A 20,041-nucleotide genomic window follows, 5' to 3' on the forward strand; every position below is an offset into this window, starting at 1 on the left:
ATATAGGCCGGTCCACCTACGTTGAATCCGAAGATGTTCAAGCGCAATTCCGGCTTGGCTCTATGCTGCCCGTTATTGTTATCGAAATAGTTATGTGCCTGCAGTGCATCGTTACGATCGAATTCCCACAACTCCCCGTGGAACTTCTGAGATCCGGCCTTGAGGGCCATGCTCACCGTGCCGCCCGAAGAGATTCCATAGTCCGGCGGATAGTTGCTGGCGAGCACCTGGAATTCACCAAGTGCATCTTGCGACGGCATGATGGAACTCTTGCCGCCACTGCCTCGATCGTAAGCTTCGCCTCCGTCAATAAGCCAAATATTATGAGCCTGGTTAAGCCCATTAAAGCTGATCGCAAAGTTAGCCCCGACCGATGTTGGCATATTCATATCCGGCAGGTTTGCGCTCACTCCAAGTCCGAGAGCGGCCAATGCCACGATATTCCGCCCATTGGTTGCCAACTCCGTAATCTGCTGCTCGCTGATCAGGCTGGAAACTGCATTAGAATCGGCCTGAACCGTGAGTGGATTCGCCTCCACCGTGACAGTCTGGGAAATGGATCCCACAACCAGCCTGGCGTCCACCCGAACTGTTGCAGAAACGTTGACTACAATTCCTGTTTGCACGTAGGTCTGAAACCCGTTTGCCGTTACTTTGAGATTGTATGAAGATGGGTTCAAACCTGCGATTTCGTAGAGTCCCGTATCACTGCTGATCGTGGCGAACTCAGCACCAGTGGCCGAATCGCTGAGCTGAATGGTTGCTCCGGGGATTACAGCGCCCGATTGGTCAGTAATGATTCCGGTCAGGTTTGAATTAGCTTGTGCAAATGCCCCGATACATATCAATGCCATCAATAATGGCAGGAGAATCAACCTGGAGCTTGCATGAGTCACAATGGCTTTCATGGAACAATCCTTTCCGAGATTTGCAGTTGTGCTTGATGTCCTGTGGACAGTGGATCGGTTGTCTTTAATTCACTGAGTGGGGGAGGGCTACGCAACTTCCTCCTTTCGGGCAGCGTGTTCAACGATCTCGCCGTGCGTTGTAGCCTTCTCTGGAGCCACAACGCCGACATCGTGGTTGCTGGTGTTGCAAGGCTGCTTTTGCAGCAGAAATATCGGGCATTGCGCTCCCTCTAACACTTTGCTGCTGACGCTGGTTCTCCATTCCGGGCCGGAGGGCGAAGCTCCTGTGGAGCAGAGGATCATGAGGTCTTGATTGGTTGAGGCGCCGTGCTTGAGGATCTCTTCAGCTGTTTCACCTTCGCGAATGCTGATTTCAGTCGGACAGAACAGTTCAGCTTCCCGCCACGTCGGATTCGGAAGCCTGGAGGCTATCGCCTTCGGCGTGCAAGCAGCAGGATCAAGACCGCGGCTCGTGCAACTAATGACATGAAGAATCGTCAGCTTAGCTCGGAGCTCCTGGGCGAACCGGCACGCAAACCCCAGGGGGACGTCGCAGTCCGAGTCCAGCGAAACCGCAAGTGTCACGTTTCGTGTCAACAAGCCGCTCGGAGAGGCAATGCTCACATGTCTGCCGATGACGCAAGTAGGGATATCCAGCTTCGACAAAAGCTGCTCTGGATGAGCAAGCATACGATCCCGCGCAAGATCGGAGTTGTTATCGAGAGCAACGATCACTCTGTCGACGCAGCAATTTCTCGCTATCAGCGGAATTTCCGAGTGAGGATTACCGGTCACGACCAATGGTTCACAGATGAATCCAAGCCACCGAAGCTGCCGCGCCATGCGATCAACGATTGATCGAGCCTCCTGAAGCCTTGACGTTGGCCGCGGAAGGGGCCTATAGCTCATCGAAATAGCCTTCTGAGGCGACACCACATGCGCGAGAACGATCTTTGCGTGGCTCTGCCTTGCCTGCTTAATGGCATGTGGCAGGATCACCGTTTCGTCCGCGAGGTTGGTAATCACCAGAATTACTTCCGGCTCACACCACTGCCGGAGTGTCTTGGCTGAGACGGTACGGATCGTCGGCTTAGGAGCGACTTCTGCAGATCTGGCAGCTAGCATAGTTATGGCTTCCTCTGGGCGGAGTCGGGTACTGCGTTTACGAGAACTCCGGTCCGCAAAGAACCACCACTTGCGCGCGCGAAGCCTCACGACGCCCTGACCCGAAAACTCCATCGCGGCGCATGTATGCACGTTCAAGACCATTTATTTTGAGTTCCTAAGTCACTCCCTTTCGAAGTTCGTCTTTCCAAACTCGCGGCAGCCAGACGGCTTTGTACAAAATTCGCGACCGTTTGTCAAAATCTCCATCGCTCAAAGGCCCTAATATTCAACCACCGTGTATCTGAATTCATTGGCGCATACGATCCGGATGTTTCCCTCCGCAGAGAGGGCCTCGCTCGTTGCGTCAGAAGTTTTGGACACAAACGTCCAAATGCTCGTACCGAAACGGATGATCAGTCCTGAAAATCGACAGATTTGTGGTGATCGGCAAGAAACTCTGTCCCTCCGAGTTGGCGCTTCACGTGCTGAACATCAGGAGAGAACGCGCAAATGGACCCGCGCGGAAGAGGAGATCGAATGTCGAGGATTCAAAAGATTGCACTGGCCGCTTCGAAGTTTTCGTTTGCAGCGGCTTTGACTCTGGCTTTGGCCGCCGGAGCAGAAGCCTCCGCCACAACACTGGAGAATTTGCAGGCCGCTTTCAACGGAGAGAGCAACGCAAACGCACGTTATCTTGCCTTCGCCAAACAGGCACAAAGTGAGGGCTACGGCGAGGTTGCCAGCCTGTTTCGTGCTGCAGCGCGAGCCGAAAAGATTCACGCAATGAATCATGCTGCCGTGATCGAGGAACTTGGCGCTTTGCCCCAAGCGAACATAGAAACCCCGGCAGTGCAGTCAACCCGCGAAAATCTCGAAGCCGCCATCAAGGGCGAGACGTACGAACGCGACACAATGTATCCGGATTTCCTCAAACAGGCGAGGACTGATCGCAACTCGCATGCAGTAAGAACCTTGAATCTTGCCAAGACCGCCGAAGCAGAACACGCCAGACTATATGAAGCCGCCCTCGCCAATCTTGATCACTTGAAGGGGACGAAAGAAGCGACCTACTTCGTGTGCCCCGTGTGTGGTTACACCGCAAGTGAGGCAAAGTTCTCCAAGTGTCCTTCTTGCTTCACTTCAAGGGAAGTTTTTGAAAAGGTGGCCTGATTTTCATCCGGCCGCATGCGGTTCCGCTTTGCATGTTCGAGCCGCCGATTTGAGAGGATGATATGCTTCAATTTCCGCCATTGCCGACGTGGGACTCGCTTCACCCGCTGATCATTCATTTCCCGATCGTGCTTCTGTTGTTGAGTCCTCTATTCATTCTGATCAGTGCAATCCTGCCGCCGCCAAAGGGCAAGCCATACATGATGGCTGCTCTGCTGATCCTGCTTTTAGGTACCGGCACTCTTTTTCTTGCAGCAGCAACCGGACATGCAGCTTCTGAGCTTGCCGAACGCGGCGGAGCCGTGGATGCGGTGCTCGAGGCACATGAAGATCTGGCTTCGGAGACTCAGATTGTCTTTGCCGGATTGTCTACGATCCTCCTGGGGATGTACCTGATTCCCATGGTCCTTCGTCGCCAGGAAAACAGGCTGTTTTCGACGTTCCTTCCACTGGCGTTCGTTGCCCTATATGCCGTCGGAGTTCTATTCCTGGTCAATACGGCACATGCCGGCGGACGGCTTGTCCACGAGTTTGGAGTCCATGCAGTCGTGCCAGTGGCGGCTGATCAATCGCCGGCAGCACACGATCGATTGACGTCCGGCGAAGAGGCAGAAGTCCACTGATACCTCTATGTTCACGGAGGAAATGAGCAGGCGTAGAATTTTGTTAACGAACTAGAAAGCCAAACGAATGATGCAGAGCACTCCTTCACTCGAAAGGCTTGAAGCTCAGGCCTTCAAACGGCAGCAGACTGCTTTCGGCCTACTTACTCTCTTTGTGCTCGCCGTGCTCCTCCTGTTGCACACCCTATTCGCATCGCTGCTTGGCGAGCCATCGCTTGCGGTTGTGCTCGTGCTCGGTATAAGTTTCTCGCTCAAGCTGCTCGAGATCATTTGGCTTCAGGGTAAAAAGGATGGAGTCACAGAGAAGACAGCGCAGAGGGAAACACTGATTTCGAATGTTGGAATCTTTGTACTAGCTTTTCTACTCGTGGTCTATACCAATCGGGATGATCCGCCCTATTTTGTGCTGCTTGCAATTCCCATCCTGCAAAGTGCTTATCATCTTGGACTTGCTCCCACACTCCTGACGATCATCGCGGCAATCAGCATGATGTTTGCATGGATTCAGCATTTTTTCACGGAGCATCCCCCAGCACGGCCAACAGAGTATCTGGAATACGGCATGATTGCCGTCATCTATAGCTTGATCGGACCGCTGGTCTGGTACCTGGTCGATCAACTGAAGCAGAAACAAGTCCGGCTGTATGAAAAGATGTCGGAATTGGAATCTGCCCGGGAACGACTTGTCGCGGAAGAAAAGCTTGCTGCGGTCGGGCGCTTCGCGAGCGGCATCGCGCACGAAATTCGAAACCCCGTAGCCATGATCACGAGCTCTCTTGCAACCGCGACACACTCGTCATCCGAGCCGGCCGAGAGAGAAGAGATGTTCGCCATCGCTGCGCGGGAAGCGAAGCGCCTCGAGAAGCTCACCGGAGATTTCCTCTCCTATGCTCGCCCCGTCAAGCCGAAGTTCGCCCGAATTTCAATCGATGACATTTTAGGGCACATTGCCGATGTAACAAGGATGCACTCTGCCGATCGTGTCATCGAAGTCAACTCCACGGTGAGTGGTGATCCGACCGCCGCGGTTGATCCCTCTCAGATCGAAGCTGCGCTACTCAATCTTTCCTTGAATGCCGTAGATGCAACTCCAGACCGAGGTCGGATCGAACTGAGCTCTCGAAGTGATTCTGAAAAGCTGTACATTGAGGTCGAGAATACCGGTAGCAGGATCGGTGAGGAAGACTTGAAACGAATATTCGAGCCCTTTTTTACAACGAAGCCGAGAGGCACGGGGCTGGGACTGGCATTCGCTCGCGGAGTAGCAATTGCACACGGCGGGGACCTTTATGTAAGCAGGAACGAAGAGGGGGCAGTCGCCTTCACAATGACTCTGGTGCGAAACCCCACAAGCCTAAATCCGAAAGAGACCTCAGATGGCGAAGATATTAATTGTTGATGACGAGCAGGGGATGCGGCGCATCCTGAACGTTAACCTCCGAAGGGACTCCCACGTGGTTGTGGAGGCGTCAGGTGCCTTGGAGGCGCTTGCGCTCATCAAGCGCGAGGACTTCGATGTAATCCTGACTGATCAAAAAATGCCGGACGGAAGTGGCCTTGATGTTGTTCAGGCTGCGCATGATGACGACCCTACAACGTCAGTCATCTTTCTCACTGCCGTGGGCACACTCGAACTGGCGGTCGAAAGCATGCGTCGCGGGGCATTCGATTTCCTCAGCAAGCCGTTTGATCCCGATGTTGTCCGCGCCAGCGTGAATCGAGCCTCTGAACGCACTGCGCTGCTTCGTGAGAATGCCGTACTTAAGACAACGGTTCGGAAACTGGAAGGGGCAGACGACATTCGCGGAAGTGGTCCCGCGATCTGCATGATCCGGGAATTCATAGCCCGTGTCGCACCCACAAACAGCACTGTGCTGATTGCGGGTGAAACCGGGACCGGCAAGGAACTCGTCGCCCGGGCCATTCACAGGAACAGCTCACGATCCGGCAAACCGTTTATTGCGATCAATTGCGCTGCCGTCACTGAAACTCTGTTGGAGAGTGAGCTATTTGGCCACGAACGCGGCGCGTTTACTGGAGCCGACCGATCGAGCCCAGGCCTTTTCGAAGCAGCGCACGAGGGAACCGTTTTTCTCGATGAAGTCGCCGAAATGTCTCCCGCCGCGCAGGCAAAACTCCTTCGCGTTCTCGCCGATGGGGAGATTCAGCGCGTCGGATCCGCTGTCACACGCCGTGTCGACGTGCGGGTTCTCGCTGCCACACATCGGAATCTTGAAGAACGCGTGAAAGACGGTATATTTCGCCAGGATCTCTACTACCGGCTGGCAGTTGTTCCCGTTCACCTGCCACCGTTGAGAGAGCGCCCTGAGGATATTGTCGAGTTATGCGACAGTCTAATCCTGAGAATTGCCGCGGAGATGAAGATTCAAGGCAAGCGGCTGACTCCTGCAGCCATCGAGAAGCTATGCGGTTACCCTTTCCCTGGAAACATTCGGGAGCTGAGAAATCTCCTCGAACGGGCGCTCATTCTCGGGAAGTCCGCTGAACTCGAACCGGAAGATTTCTATCTGCATCCACCACTTCATGCTGCTCAGGGAGTCAGAGGAGAGGCTTCCATCGAAACACTTGCCGATCAACTTCCAACTCAAGTTGACTTGCGTGATGTCGTCACAAGGCTTGAAAGAGCTTTGATCAATCGCGCGCTTGATCTCGCAAAGGGAGTGCAGGCGGAGGCCGCAAGAAAGCTCGGCCTTTCGCGAAGCGATCTGGGATATAAGATCGGGCGCCATGGCCTCGCCGTTATCCCCGACAAAGGAGCAGATGATGCCTGCTTCAAAAGCTGAAGTCCGTTTGTGTCGATAGTCGTCCAGTCAACCAGAGAGCCTGTTTCCTAATCAATCTCCTTGACATGACAGTGCAGCACTGGAAGGATGACGCCACAGATCCTACCGTATTCTCTGCCTCATGGGAGGTGTGTCTTGGGCATCTTATCCTCGATCCATTTTCGTCTTCATTCGGTCCAGACTTCCTGTTACAAACGCAGACTTGGCGGTCTCTGCCCATTGAGTGCTCTCCTTTGGGGAGCTCTTCTTGCGTCCTATCCAGTCTCGATAGTGGCTCAGGCAACTGAAGCCACCTCTTCAACAAAACCTGCCAAATCGCTTGCAGATTCACTGCAGCGCGCTGGTGGCAAACAACTCCACATCCTTTATCTTCATGGCATCGCATCCGATGGCCCCGGCGACTACGATTCCTGGCTTCTTCGGAAAGGCATCTGCGATTTTCTCGGTGATTGCGTGTCACCTGCTGGAGAACTTGACGGAAACACGGAATATGCTGATCAAGATGAATTCGAGCTCAATGCTCCACCCCCTTCGCTGAAGTATCTCGGCAGCCCTGTGTGGAAGACTGATCCATCCAGTCCCACATCCCAGGAGTGGAACGCCGCAGCTCCTTTTGTAGCTCATTGGAAGCTCGCGCGCTCAACCAGCCCCGTCGCCATCTTCGTTGACGAGATAAACTGGTGGCCCTTGCTCTTCTCGTTGAAGTGCCGTCAGATTGTTAGAAGCGATGCATCCCTTGTGGGGCCAAGCGCGGACAGAATCAAATTGTGCTCTACACGAAGGCCCGACTCCAGTATTCCAGGTAGATTTATCTCATATGACTGGATCAACGCCTCGGAAGCCCAGACACTCCTGGCGCAAAAATCCAGAGGAGCGCTCGTTAATCGCAAGCTGAAAAACGGCCTATTGGATTGGGGCTTCTCCGATGCCGTCCTCGCGCTTGGGCCACTGCGCACATACCTCCTAGATGGCATTCGCCAGCTGATTCTGAAGTCAGTAGCCATCACGCCCGACGGCCCCAGAAGAGGTCCGGCGGTTTCGAGCGTGGACCAGGAATATGTGGTGGTTGCGCATAGCCTGGGCAGCTATCTCATCTTTTCGGCGCTGGATATCAATCCCGCGATGCCGAAGACACCGTCTGTTCAGCGCGCGGGAGATGCTTATGAGCAAATACTGGGTAGAACTTCTCTGGTCTACTTCTTCGCCAACCAGCTTCGCCTTCTGGAACTCGCGTATCTCGATGGTGCGTCCGACCAAGATATGGCTTCACACCTCGAAGTGTGGGGAAAATTACGCTGCGACTATCTGAAATCTCAGCAGGGCTCAAATCACACCTGCGAGCGTCCTCAAATTATCGCTTTAAATGACCCGAGCGATCTGCTTACCTGGACCGTTCCTGAACTCAAAACGGTCGAGGTCCATAATGTGATCGTCAAGAATGCGGTTCACTGGCTCTGGCTCATCGAGAGTCCGACCAAAGCTCACGACAACTACGCGAGAGACAAGAGTGCGATTCGACAGATGCTTAGATTGACACAACCGTAACCAATACGAACCATCCACGCATCTCTGAACCTCCGCTCGCTCGCCAGCGCAGAGTCGTACTGCCTTACCTATTGGCGTTCGTCGAAGTTTGGGTTGCGCTGATGGTCCAAAGATTCGAGCGCAACGTCCAAATTCTTAGACATCGCCTCTGAGATGCATGGTCTGAAGCACCCGCTCCCCTATTTGCATTGACTCTTGCTTTGGCCAGCGAAATGCAGTGCTGCATTAAGCTACACCGCGGCCGTGCATCGATTCGGGTGTGACAAGAGATCTTCTGTGACGACAGAGTTTGGACTCTTGAGGTGCGTGATGAATGGAAATAAAATCGCGCGTTGGATTAGCCCAGACTTGATTCTCGTCGCTACGAACCTCCTCGAAGGGCAGACGTTCTTGCTCCACGCGATCCATCAGGCTCGACTCAGCAAATCAAAACTCCTCCTCGTCCATGTAATTACTCCTTCCGGTCTGAGAACTGAGACGCTCGATGGGGCCCCTTCACCGGCTCTCAATCGTGCGGTTAAAGCTGTACAGATGAAACTGGACGAAATAGTCGAGGAATTTCAATTTGAAGGCATTTTATGCGAACCGATTGTCCTGACGGGAGATCCGGCAAAACAGATAGCCCTCATCGCGAAGTCGAGGGCTGTGGATAGAGTCATCCTAGCTGCAAGGTATGAACCACGAGTGGCGCGTATGATTGAGGCATCGGTTGCTGAGGAAGTCATAGCGACTATTGACGTTCCTGTTTGCATTATCGGGCGGCGGGTACTTCCTTGCCCTGCTCGCGACGCTCCACTCGGCCGAGTCCTCTGTGCGACCTCATTTCATTCCGGTAGCTTGCAGGTGGTGAGGTTTGCAAGCTCACTGGCAGTGTTGAACCATGCCCACCTGACCTTACTGCACGTTCTTGAGTCGGAAGGCATGGGTGAACAAAGAGTGCAGATGGCTCGGTTCGCTGCTCGCGAGAGACTGTGCGCATCGGTCCCGGCCGAGGCCAGACAGAGGGATCATCCCAACTTCTTGATAAAGGAAGGTGATCCTGCATTGATCATTCTCGCTGAAGCACTCTCGCTGTCGCAGGATTTGGTGATTCTTGGTTCTCACCATATCCAAATGGCTTCACGACTGCTAACGAACCGCGTTGTCCGTCAAGTCATCGATGAGTCGCAATGCCCTGTGATAACGATCAACTCCGACCCGGTGAGTTCTGCCCGAGAGATTCACGAATTGACCAGCCCTGAAACGATGTCATTACATTCATGAATATGCGTCAGAAAAGCATCACTAGGCTGATGAAACGGAAGGAGGGGCGGCTGTATGTTGTGCAAATCGAAGTACACCTGCGATCCTTTACGCTCCTTGATGTCTTTGAACAGGGCAGCATAGTCGGGCGGTGCTTGAAGTGCTTTGGTCGTCGTCTCCTCAAGGGTATGACAACGGCTGGCTGTCCTGTGCTATAGGGACGCCTCGGCGATCGTGCAACAGGTTATTGCACAAGTACCAAAAGGTAATGAAAGAGAATGGGCCGATCCCACACGGATCAGCCCTTTGGCCCGCTGCTAAAAGTTTGTCGCATCTTTGTCGCAAATAGTGCCGATTGTGCCGGTTTTGCCGACTCAGCCGACTCATAAGTGCTGTTCCGTCTATAATTTGCGGTTATGGCATGGAAGAGGTCGTCGGTTCGATCCCGATCAGGTCCACCAATATCCCCTTTCTTACGATATATTTGCCGGCACCGGCGAATTGACGTCTCGCCTTCGAAAGTGCTGAGGGGTGCTGAAGTTTTCTCATCTCCAGCGGAAGCATCAATTCCAAGACTCTACGGCTCGCTTCGCGTTTTTGCTGGTCCACCGCGCGGGTGTAAACATCAAGGGTTGTGCGGCAACTGACATGCCGCATCAATTCCTGAGCCACCTTGATATCGACACCCAGTGATCTCAGATTTGTTGCAAGTGAATGTCGAAAACTGTGCCAGCCGATTCGCTTCCCAACGATGCCTTCCTTGGCAAGCGCCGGCCGAATGCTCTTCTCCAAAATGCTGTCTGGACTGAGTGGTTTCTCCCCTTTGTGCCAAATCGACGGGAACAGGAAATCTACGTCGCTTGCATAGGGCGATCGCTTTCTCCATTCCAAGAGCGCGCTGAGCACAACAGGATGGAGAGGCACGGGACGGCACGACGACTCGGTTTTCGTCTTTCCGATTCGGTTTCGGACACAGGACCTCAGAACATTCACTTCCATCGTTCGGAGGTTCAGGTCGGACCACGTCAGAGCGATCGTCCTCACACGGCTGATCGGGTTGAATGTTAACCATTCATAGCGGATCGCATGGTTGTATAGCACCGAGAGGACACACTTCAGTTTCGCCTTCGAAGCCGGCGCCAATGAGAGCGAATGTAGCCATTCCTCGACTTCTACTGTTCGAATGGCGTTCAGCGGAAAATGGCCCCATCGTGGTTCGATGTAACGCTTGAACAGAAGACGATGGTTTTCGGTTGTCGAAAACGACTTTCTCCCCGGCGCCAGTTCATGAGCTCGATAGTGAGCATCGAGATCACACACTGTGCGAGGAGTCCCAACGTCGACGTTGATCCAACCGCGAAGCCCTGCAACCGCTTTTTCAGCGTCTCGCCGGCTTCGAAGTTGGCCGGTTGTCCCAATGATCTGCTTCTTATAGATTCGCCTTCCAGTGGTGTAGTCGTACCATCGGAAAACCCAGACGCCTGCACATCTCTTCCTTTTCACTTTGAAAAGACTTCCCTGCTGAAATCTGTTCATTCAATCTCCTTTGCTTCCAATTGCGAAACGGAGGTTCATTCAAGAGCTGAATGGCTTGGGATAGCAGTGTCTTGGGATCACCTGTATTCCCGGCTTCTGAAGCCATTCGAGATCACCCAGAATTTGGATTTCCGACCCAGTGAAAATTCCCCTGCGCGCAGATATTGTGATTTCATGACCTGGACTGAACCTAGTCTGGGTTCGCAATTCGTCCTTCGCGTATTGTCATCGCATCACGGTCCTGCGGCTTTCGAGTGACTTTGCTGGGTAGATCACCTGATCTGGGCTTAGTCTAGCGTTCTGGCGACCAAGCCCTTGACGGATCGCAAATTGCTTGCGCACTGGCATATTCCTCGGCTATTCCAACAACGGATAGACCGGGAGCCCACCTGTCCGGAAAGGCGACTATACGGCCATATGCTTCCATGCTCCATGAGCGCATTTAGCGCGAAGGGAGATTCGCTGCTGGCTACTTCGGCTTTACGAGGATCTATCTACTAAGCCTCATTTCGCAAGAACCGCCAAACTCTTGAGCAAAAACGGCAACTCTCATCTGTGAGGACGAAATGTCGCGAAAGCCTTCCAGCCGCCCTGCATTTCACGGCGTGAAGACCCCAATACTGTTCCTTACTTAGTACTTCTGTGATAGTGGTTGGGGCCACCGGGGGTAGGCAGATCGTCGGAGATCTGCGCTCCTTTGGCATGCCCACGGGCTAACGCAACAGTTAGGCTGATGCCGGTACCCGAGACTTCGGCACCGGCTGTATGCGCACGCGTGAGCGGTGCGGCAACTGTGATGGCGTTGCCGCCGAATCTCCGCACGGAAGTTACAACCGCCGTCTCCGCCTCCGCCCCACTGCCAATGGTGATGGTTTGCCCGTCGCGAAAACCTATCGCTCCGGCGACAGGGATGACGGTTACCCCCGCCGCGGTGCCCGTACTCACGGTAGTGGCGCCTGCGGTGCCCACGGTTGCGATAACAGCGGTCTCGAGGTTTGCACCCGAATCGATCATGATCTTCTGGCCGGCATCGAAGCCCTCAACACTCTCGACTTTGATGTTGGTGGCACCGGCAACTGAAGCGGCTGACAGAGTGGCAGCCGCCTGCGTTAAGAAGTCGTTGCAGTTACTGTCGGTGTCCGCACCATCGGGGAAACGGCCCGCGCTCGTATCGGCTGCGCCGGCAGATCCCGCGAAAGCGCTGAAGCCACCAGCCCCCCCGGGCGCAGGTGCATGACAGCCACCCTGCTCTTTTCCCGAGGTGGCTTGATATCCCTCCGCGGCCCATGGGTCGACCACTCCGCCGTAATTGAGGCTGTCAACGGTTATGCCCGACGCATCGCGCAGCACCATGTTTCCTTCTCTATAAGTCATGTTGAATCGCCCGAAGGCAATGTCAGTCGTCGTGAACTCAGGGCCGCCAAACCATTGGTTCGGTTCCGGACCCGGCTGATACCCCGCCGTTTTAACCGCAGCATCCCGCACCACCGAGTTGATTGCGTGAGAACCGGTCAACGGCCTGTCAAGCATAATGCCCGTGCCGAGCGCCTGAACTGGCTCGTCGCTCAAATGCGCAAAGCCTGTCGCAGGCTGGAAGCTGATGCCCGTGCCGCGGTCGCTGAAGGGCAGGTTCGCTCCGTGAGCGAACTTCAGCGGCGCAGACAGATCAAGGCCTGTGCCGACACGTGTGGCTTCCTCGCTGTCAATGTGTGCAGTGGACAGCGCCGGTGTAACGTCGATGCCGGTGCCTTTAGGTCCCGCAGTGCCCACGGTGCTAATGGTCACTGTTTCCGTGTTCGCTGGAGTGCCAACTGTCAACTTGTCGCCTGCTGCGTATCCTCGTACGTTGCGCACCTTGATGTTGGTCGCGCCTGCGGACGCATCTGCCGCCAGGTTCGTGCGTGTCGACGCCGTGCCCACATGCGTAACCGTCACGGTCTCAATTCCGTGGCCCAGGCTGTCTATATCCAGTCTGATCTTGTCGCCCGCTGAAATGTTGTCCACCGAGGTCACCTGGATGTTGGTCGCTCTGGCCGTGGCGTCCGCTCCCAGATATTCCTGCGAGCCCTGCTTGCCAACCGCTGTCACTGTGGCCACTTCGTACTTTTCCTCTCCCTTCCCTACCGAGGGGAACGTCGCGCCATACCCGATAGCAATCTTTTCGCCAACCTTGAAGCCCGCTGCATTCGTAACAGGCACATTCGTCGAGCCGGGAGGGATTGTGATCACCGGTCCGTCAGGTAGAGGTTGCCACACCGTCGTATGGTTGCTCACCGCCGTTCCAAGGTGTGCAACCTTCCGTGTCTCCTCGCTTGAGCCCGTGCCGATGCGAATCGTATCGCCTTCCGACATCGCGGTGGTGCTCCGTACGTAGATAGTCGTGTCACCCCCACGGGCAGGCACCACAAGCCCAGAGTCCGAAAGGCCCAGCAGGTAGAAGCTTTTCGCCGCTAGCTTCGTCCCAGCCGGAATCTTTACTGTCGAGAAGATCGCCTGTTGGGTCGGATGCTCCGTAAGAGTCCAGTTCGATATGTCCACGCTCTTCGATCCAGCATTGTAGAGCTCGATGAAGGAATTTGTCTGATTGCCCGGCGAACCCGCGCCGATCCGAAACTCGTTGATCTTCACCGGGCTCACATTGCGCACCTTCTCCGCCGCGATCTCAACCTGCTTCTGCCCATCGGTCGAGTTCGTCCATTGCGCCTTGCTCACCAGGTCACCATTGAAGGCCGCCAGCCCGGAGGTTACGTTGAACGTCGCGCTCACGCTTGCGCCCGGCGCAACTGGCTCTGTGAAAGACTTCGATGTTTCCTTCGTGTTGACAACGAGCGACGTCCACTGCGCGCCGGGCGGAGAAATGCTCAACGTCAGACCTGTCGCGGGCGCGCCCGTCGAGTTCCTGAATGTTACGGTTGTCTCCTGCGAAGAACCCGGTGTAAACGTCTGAGTTCCCGGCGGTGTTGCCATTGCAGATGACGGCCCGATACTCAGGCGAGCCACGCCATACTTCGCCACGACGATATTTGCCTGCACCAGTTGATCGGTCGCGTCTTTCGGAAACGTGTTTGCGGCGGTCATCGCGCCTTCATAAAAGGTGCCCTGCGAGCTGTTGCTGTTGTCGCCGCCATTGCCAAGCAGGATCGCTCCCTGTTTCCGCATGGGGTCATAGGTCGCATTCACGCGCGGCCCGTCGAACATCACTTGCAGTTCGCCTTTCTGCGCGTCGCCTCCCATGGATGCCCAGTGATGCGGTTCGCCTTTGGCGACCGCAGTCACAAATCGCCAGTCAATGCTTGGCAAGTTCGGGCATCCCTTCGTCCCATCCGAGTTCACGCAACCTACGAGATTGTTCTCCTGGTCGGTCATGATCCACGGGCCATGGCCACTCCCGCTGAACCACGGCGTCGCATTGCCAAAGTAGGCGGTCTCCATCGTGCCGTTATCGTCGTCGCGGCTGTCGATCTCGGCGTTGCCGTAATCAAAGCAACAGCCGGAGTTGAAGTGGTGGCCATTCACCACCCAGTACTGTCCCTCCGCCTGGTCGTCCACCGCTGTGCCTTTCACGTCGTTCTGGCGCAGCCCCATACCCGGCACGATAAAGGCGCCATACACCTTGTGGCCCATGATCGTAATCGGAGCCATGTCTGCGACCGGCAGGTTGTTGAATCCACCCAGCGCAGGGCCGTTGAACCCGCCGCGGGGAGCCTGCGTCAGGTCATTGTGTTTGGGCGACTGGTCGTAGATCGTTGTGATCCAGCAATACGTATTTGCACAGAATTTGTCCTGCGCCTCCGCGTCCGCATATCCACCCGGATCCGCAACCGGCGACGCCGACGGCTGCACTACGCCGATGTTCAGCGTCTTTCCATCGGACTGGCGCAGGACCTGATAGAGAGGGCCGTTATAGCCGGCGTACAGCGCCCGTGTCGTGCTGTGTGCTGCCACACAGGGGTCGCCGGCGGCAGCGTAGATATCGCACGGGCCTTGCTGCCTTGCTGGAGGAGCAGTCGAACCGACACGAACCGGTTCCGCAATCGCCAGCAAGGCACCTATCGCAGTTATCGCTAGCGCCAACATCATTAGAAAATGCATTTTCGCTCTCATGCGTATCACCATCCGGCTTACCGAGTTTTCTCGGCCATCTCGAAGAGGCGGTCTCATCCCTTCGATTCAGGCTGTCATTTTATTCAACGCGTCCGCCGAGAATACGTATACCACTCGCCCCTGCAATTCAGTGCGCTGGACCTACGACCGAGTGGCGGTCATGCTTGTCCGCCAGCCTTTCGTTCAATCATTCGGCGAATGCAGGTCTTCATCCTGTCAGGGTCGTAGTGGGTCGAGCCGATCAAAGCTCCATATCCGTTTTCCACTGCAACATCTTCGAAGCCCTGAATCAATTCCGGAAAGAAGGGATTGGTAATCTCCGAAACAATCAACCCAAGGAGCCGGATGCGTCCAGAGACCAAGGCTCGGGCTTGGGTATTCGGGGTATAGCGTGCGCTTTGATAACCTCCCAGGCTCGTTTGGCAAGTTTGGGGTCCAGTTGATCGTCCGGGAGACGGTAGGCGATCGAAACGTTGGCGAGCCGGGCGACGGCATGCATATCCATACGGGCGGGATTCGGGTCTGAATTGCGCTGCGTTTTTGAGTCTCGTTTCGCCATCTTTAGGTGAGAATGCCAGCGTACGCCGGTGTTGATCAATGACAGTTAGTCAACGGCGGTGGAATGGCACTTGCTGGAGGCGCCTTTTATCGTCTGCTCTTTTCGCTTCGAGTTGCTCGATGGTGCGAAAGCGAGAGCCCCGCCTTGACAACGGAGATTCTCGATCTTCGACGTCTCCGTAGTCCTCAAGGAGAGAAAGTGTGTCGCACCGGTTCCTCCGAAGGAGCAGTAAGGTTAGTGAGGCGTGCATTGGCTCGGTGCCGCCCGGGACCTCCGTTGAAGCCCGACGATTCCTTTGTTCGTGAAATTCAAAACAAAACGATCTCGCAACGGGTTTCTTTTGCGCTGTAAAGCAGGTTTGGTCCGTCGAATCGACCTACTTCGCTTGAACCCCACCCCCCCCCCGCTAAAGAGTAAACGCTTACCCGGCGTGCAAGAGCATCGTGCGCTGAGATGGAGAAAGGGCATTCTACCGCTAAGTAAAGGGAATTTTTAGGCAAGATAGTATTGGACCTGTTTCTCGAACTTTCGAAAGGAATTTCCATTGACAGTGATGATATCCAGCGTGATAATGCCCCGCTATAGGAAACGCTTGCTCAGAGCCGAGCATGGAAATTCCGGTTGAGCCTAGAGTGCGCTGAGAAACTCTCCCCCCTCGGAATTAGGCATTGGGAATTTGCAACTTCCCGTACGACGGGTCCCAGAAAACATTGACTGAACCACCTGCACTCAGAAAAGAGGGGAGTCGAGTGCAGGAGCTAAAAACCAACCAAGTAAACGTTTGCTACGGAGGCAGAAAGATGTCGAAGTACACAAGAACGATGATTCAATTCGCAGCTGGTCGGCGTCCCAGCATTGGGTTGGCGTCGCACGCTGCTGCATTCTCGCGCTCTGCTCCAATCTGGTTGATGATCGGCGCTCTGATGCTAATTCTGGCGCCAGTGGCCTGGTGCCAGGATAATGCCACAATCACCGGATTCGTAAACGACCCGAGCGGAGCGGTGGTTCCGAACGCGCAAATAACCCTCACTAGCACTGCGACCAACCAATCCAGAGAAACCGTCTCCAACGGGTCCGGTAGTTACCGCTTTGCCAACGTTGGCGTCGGCACTTACATCTTGACCGTTGTTGCTCAAGGTTTTCAGAAGTACAGCAAAACCGGCATCGTGGTGAACGTTGCACAGACCGTGGAACAGGATGCCGTGCTCGCCATTGGCAGCCAGGCGCAGACCGTGACGGTGGCTGCCGATGCCCTGCAGGTGCAGACCGAAACCAGCGAAGTGAGTACGTTGATCAACGGCACGCAGGTCGAGCAGCTCGCAACGAACGGCCGCAACATTACCGCACTTGCGGCACTCGGCCTTGGTGTTTCCAATACTCTTCCGCCATTCGGCGGAGTCAACGCGCTGACCTCCTCAAACGGCATCAGCTTCAACGGGACTCGGTCCACCCACAACGTCTACCTGATCGACGGTGGCGAACAGAACGATAGGGGCTGCGGCGGTTGCTTTATGAACCTGCCATCTCAGGATGCTATCGCCCAGTTCCAGACGCTCGACAGCAACTACAAACCCGATTATGGAATTGGCTCCGGTGGAACCATCGTCATGGTGCTCAATTCGGGAACCTCTAAGTTTCACGGCGAGCTCTATGAGTTCAACCGTAACACCGACTACAACGCCAATGACTACTTCCTCAAGGCTGGTGGCAAACCGCGCTCCAAGTTCCAGCTGAACATCCCCGGCGGCAACATCGGCGGTCCGTTGTGGATCCCTCACGTCTACAACGAGAATAAGAACCGCACGTTCTTCTTCTGGAACGAAGAGTGGCGGCGTCTCATTCAGGGGAGTGCGCCCTCAGTAACGAATGCCATCCTGGCCAACAATTTCCCCACAGCCGGGGCAGCATTGAATTACACACCGCCTGGTGGAAAAGCACCCGTCGTTCCGGCCACGGGCGATCCGGCCAAGCTGGCCCTTTACGCTGCCGATGGACTGACCCCAGGTCAGCCTTTCCCCGGCAACGTCATTCCCGCCAACCTCATTGACCAGAACGCGGTTCTCGAACTGAATGCCGGCACATTCCCGAAGCCGAACTTCAATAACGGAACCCAATATATCGCTTCGATTCCGCAGCCAACCCAAGTTCGCGAGGATATTGTTCGCATCGACCATACCTTCAACAGCAAGTACCAGTTGATGGGTCACTATCTGCACGACACGCTGGCGCAAAACTACTTCCCGCCTCTCTGGGGAGACAGTAGCTACCCCACGGTCGGCACTGCTATGACCAACCCGTCCTTCTCGGCCGTCATCAAGCTCACCCAGACCTACTCTCCCAACCTGCTCAACGAGACCGCCTTTCTTTACAGCGGAAACAAGATCACGTTGACTCCAGTTCAGGGACCCGGCGGCGGCCAGTTCGTGAAGCCGAGCGGATGGGGTGCAACCTCCTTCTTCCCGGATGCAAATAACCGCATGAATCGCCTGCCTGAGGTGCAGCTCCAGGGATCTCCGATCAACGTCACGTGGAGTCCGAGCTACTACCCCTGGAAGAACGGCTACGAAGGATTCCAATACAGGGACGACGTCTCGTGGACCAAGGGTCGGCACCAGTTCAAGTTGGGTGCTGGCTGGCTGCACACCTACAAAAACCAGGAACTGCAATACAACACAAACGGAGTGATCGCATTCAACTCGAGTAACTTCTCGGGCGACTCCTATGTCAACTTTCTGCTCGGTATGGCCAGCAGCTATTCGCAGTTGGAATTCCTGTGGGGCAAGCACTGGGTCAATAACAACTACGCCGGCTATGCCAATGATGATTGGCATATCTCGCCGAGACTGGTTCTGAACATCGGAATTCGCTATGACGGACTGCCGCACGCATTCGAACGCTACGACAAGTTCTCGAACTTCGTTCCGGACCTTTACGACAGATCGCAGGGCAGCCCGCTCAACCCAGACGGCACCTTGAACCCGGTCAGTCTCTCAACGTTTTCGAGCACGGGAACCGAACAGTTTTACCTGAACGGCATCCGGGAAGCGGGTGTGGGTGGCTTCCCACGCGGAAACGTTCGCAACCACTACTACACCTTCCAGCCTCGCATCGGTTGGGCTTGGGATCTCACTGGTAACGGCAAGACTGTCTTCCGCGGTGGCTATGGAATGTTCTGGGAACGCATTCAGGGCAACGACGTTTACAACGCTGCTTTGAATCCGCCTTTTGCTTATATTCCCTCCGCGACCAACGTCTACTTCTCCAACCCGAATACTAGCGTGTTGACCGGTCAGACGACGCTCAACCACTTCCCATCGGGCTTAACCAACATCAAGTACGACTACAACGCTCCGGGCACGGAGAACTACAGCATGGGCATTCAGCGCGAAATTGCGCCGTCCATCATCGCAGTCGCACAGTATGTTGGTTCCACCGGCTTCAGCCAGAACAATGACCGCGCGATCAACACTCTTCCATTGATCAACCTTGATCCCGCGGATCCCACCAAAAATCCTTATTACGACCGGCAACTCGTCGCAACCGGCAAAGCAAATGCCAACCTTTATCGAATCTTCCCGGGCTATGCGGGCATCACCCAGGAAGAGAACGAAACGAACTTCAACTACAACTCCTTGCAGGCGGGCGTCCGCGTTGAGAACCGCCATGGCCTCACCACCCAGGTCGCCTACACCTGGTCTCACCTTATGAGCATTGTGGCGAACGACCTCAACAGCATCTCCAATCCGTTCAACGCGCATTACGACTACGGCTCAGATTCCGGCTTTGACCGCCGCCAAATCCTAAATGTCAGCTATGTTTACGCGCTCCCGTGGTTCAACAAGAGCTCGAACATTGCTGCACGCACGATCGTTGGTGGATGGTCGATTTCCGGTATCACGTTCTTCGAGGCTGGCCTGCCGTTGCGTCCCGGTTACTCAGGAAGTGACACTCTCGGCCTCGGCGGCGGCACATCCAACCGTCCGAATATAGTCTCCAAAGTCAGCTACCCAAAGAAGATCAGTGCGTGGTTCACCACCAGTTCCTTCGCTGATCCCGTAGCTCCCTGGAACGGTGGGCCGAACCAGGGCTTCGGCAACGCTCCAAAGGACGCCATCAAAGGACCGGGAATCCAGAACTGGAACATCTCTCTCTTTAAGGCGATTCCGTTCACCGCGAGTGAGAGAGTGCACCTGGATCTCCGGTTCGAGTCCTTCAACACCTTCAACCACACCAACCCGCAAGGCGTAAACCTCAACAACCACGACTCCAACTTCGGCAAGGTCACCAGCGACTACGGTCCGCGTACCCTCCAGTTGGGCGGCAAGTTGAGGTTCTAGTCCCTCGCTCTCCTCTTCCGGCGCGTCAGGTACCACTGGCGCGCCATTCTTTTGCTTTTCTAAAGAGCGCGCCCTTTATGTGGGTATTGCACTTCGCGCCTGCAAC

General features: G+C 55.2%; 11 protein-coding genes. 7 read left to right on the top strand and 4 right to left on the bottom strand.

Features of this window, described 5'->3' with window-relative positions:
• Both WCA10_RS03635 and WCA10_RS03640 read right to left on the bottom strand, forming a co-directional pair.
• A partial coding sequence (locus WCA10_RS03635) for a carboxypeptidase-like regulatory domain-containing protein (protein ID WP_472821130.1) occupies positions 1-908 on the bottom strand: 908 nt, incomplete at its 3' end.
• An 87-nt stretch (positions 909-995) separates the two neighbouring features.
• Positions 996-2,033 (bottom strand): universal stress protein, encoded by a 1,038-nt coding sequence (locus WCA10_RS03640; RefSeq protein WP_472821131.1) that lies wholly within the window; start codon positions 2,031-2,033, stop codon positions 996-998.
• Between the two features lie 519 nt (positions 2,034-2,552).
• On the opposite strand from WCA10_RS03640, the gene WCA10_RS03645 reads away from it, so the two are divergent.
• The 6 genes from WCA10_RS03645 (at position 2,553) to WCA10_RS03670 (ending at position 9,420) form a co-directional block, all read left to right on the top strand.
• Positions 2,553-3,185, top strand: a complete 633-nt coding sequence (locus WCA10_RS03645; RefSeq protein WP_472821132.1) for a rubrerythrin family protein — start codon at positions 2,553-2,555, stop codon at positions 3,183-3,185.
• 62 nt (positions 3,186-3,247) lie between these two features.
• Complete coding sequence (locus WCA10_RS03650) at positions 3,248-3,808, top strand: DUF2231 domain-containing protein (RefSeq protein ID WP_472821133.1); 561 nt, start codon at positions 3,248-3,250, stop codon at positions 3,806-3,808.
• 67 nt (positions 3,809-3,875) lie between these two features.
• Complete coding sequence (locus WCA10_RS03655; protein WP_472821134.1) at positions 3,876-5,207, top strand: sensor histidine kinase; 1,332 nt, start codon at positions 3,876-3,878, stop codon at positions 5,205-5,207.
• A complete protein-coding gene (locus tag WCA10_RS03660) occupies positions 5,185-6,612 on the top strand; it encodes a sigma-54-dependent transcriptional regulator (protein WP_472821135.1) in 1,428 nt (475 codons plus the stop codon). Before WCA10_RS03655 ends, WCA10_RS03660 begins: the two co-directional genes overlap by 23 nt.
• Positions 6,613-7,518: 906 nt before the next feature.
• Positions 7,519-8,157, top strand: a complete 639-nt coding sequence (locus WCA10_RS03665; protein ID WP_472821136.1) for a hypothetical protein — start codon at positions 7,519-7,521, stop codon at positions 8,155-8,157.
• A 309-nt stretch (positions 8,158-8,466) separates the two neighbouring features.
• Positions 8,467-9,420, top strand: coding sequence for a universal stress protein (locus tag WCA10_RS03670; RefSeq protein ID WP_472821137.1), 954 nt, complete (start codon positions 8,467-8,469; stop codon positions 9,418-9,420).
• Between the two features lie 393 nt (positions 9,421-9,813).
• On the opposite strand, the gene WCA10_RS03675 is transcribed toward WCA10_RS03670, so the two are convergent.
• The gene (locus WCA10_RS03675; RefSeq protein WP_472821138.1) at positions 9,814-10,719 is read right to left on the bottom strand and encodes a tyrosine-type recombinase/integrase; all 906 of its coding nucleotides are present in this window, start codon (positions 10,717-10,719) and stop codon (positions 9,814-9,816) included.
• An 843-nt stretch (positions 10,720-11,562) separates the two neighbouring features.
• Positions 11,563-15,027, bottom strand: a complete 3,465-nt coding sequence (locus tag WCA10_RS03680; protein ID WP_472821139.1) for an arabinofuranosidase catalytic domain-containing protein — start codon at positions 15,025-15,027, stop codon at positions 11,563-11,565.
• A 1,371-nt stretch (positions 15,028-16,398) separates the two neighbouring features.
• Here WCA10_RS03680 and WCA10_RS03685 point away from each other — a divergent pair.
• Positions 16,399-19,935 (top strand): carboxypeptidase-like regulatory domain-containing protein, encoded by a 3,537-nt coding sequence (locus WCA10_RS03685; RefSeq protein WP_472821140.1) that lies wholly within the window; start codon positions 16,399-16,401, stop codon positions 19,933-19,935.
• The last annotated feature ends 106 nt before the right edge of the window (positions 19,936-20,041 follow it).

This window comes from Occallatibacter sp. (assembly GCF_049582745.1).
Classification (GTDB): domain Bacteria; phylum Acidobacteriota; class Terriglobia; order Terriglobales; family Acidobacteriaceae; genus Telmatobacter.

What these genes read in the sequence shown, in the direction of transcription:
- WCA10_RS03680 (WP_472821139.1), bottom strand. Translation starts at nt 15,027, where the DNA reads ATGCATTTTCTAATGATGTTGGCGCTAGCGATAACTGCGATAGGTGCC.
- WCA10_RS03670 (WP_472821137.1), top strand. Translation starts at nt 8,467, where the DNA reads ATGAATGGAAATAAAATCGCGCGTTGGATTAGCCCAGACTTGATTCTC.
- WCA10_RS03655 (WP_472821134.1), top strand. Translation starts at nt 3,876, where the DNA reads ATGATGCAGAGCACTCCTTCACTCGAAAGGCTTGAAGCTCAGGCCTTC.
- WCA10_RS03650 (WP_472821133.1), top strand. Translation starts at nt 3,248, where the DNA reads ATGCTTCAATTTCCGCCATTGCCGACGTGGGACTCGCTTCACCCGCTG.
- WCA10_RS03660 (WP_472821135.1), top strand. Translation starts at nt 5,185, where the DNA reads ATGGCGAAGATATTAATTGTTGATGACGAGCAGGGGATGCGGCGCATC.
- WCA10_RS03645 (WP_472821132.1), top strand. Translation starts at nt 2,553, where the DNA reads ATGTCGAGGATTCAAAAGATTGCACTGGCCGCTTCGAAGTTTTCGTTT.
- WCA10_RS03685 (WP_472821140.1), top strand. Translation starts at nt 16,399, where the DNA reads ATGTCGAAGTACACAAGAACGATGATTCAATTCGCAGCTGGTCGGCGT.
- WCA10_RS03640 (WP_472821131.1), bottom strand. Translation starts at nt 2,033, where the DNA reads ATGCTAGCTGCCAGATCTGCAGAAGTCGCTCCTAAGCCGACGATCCGT.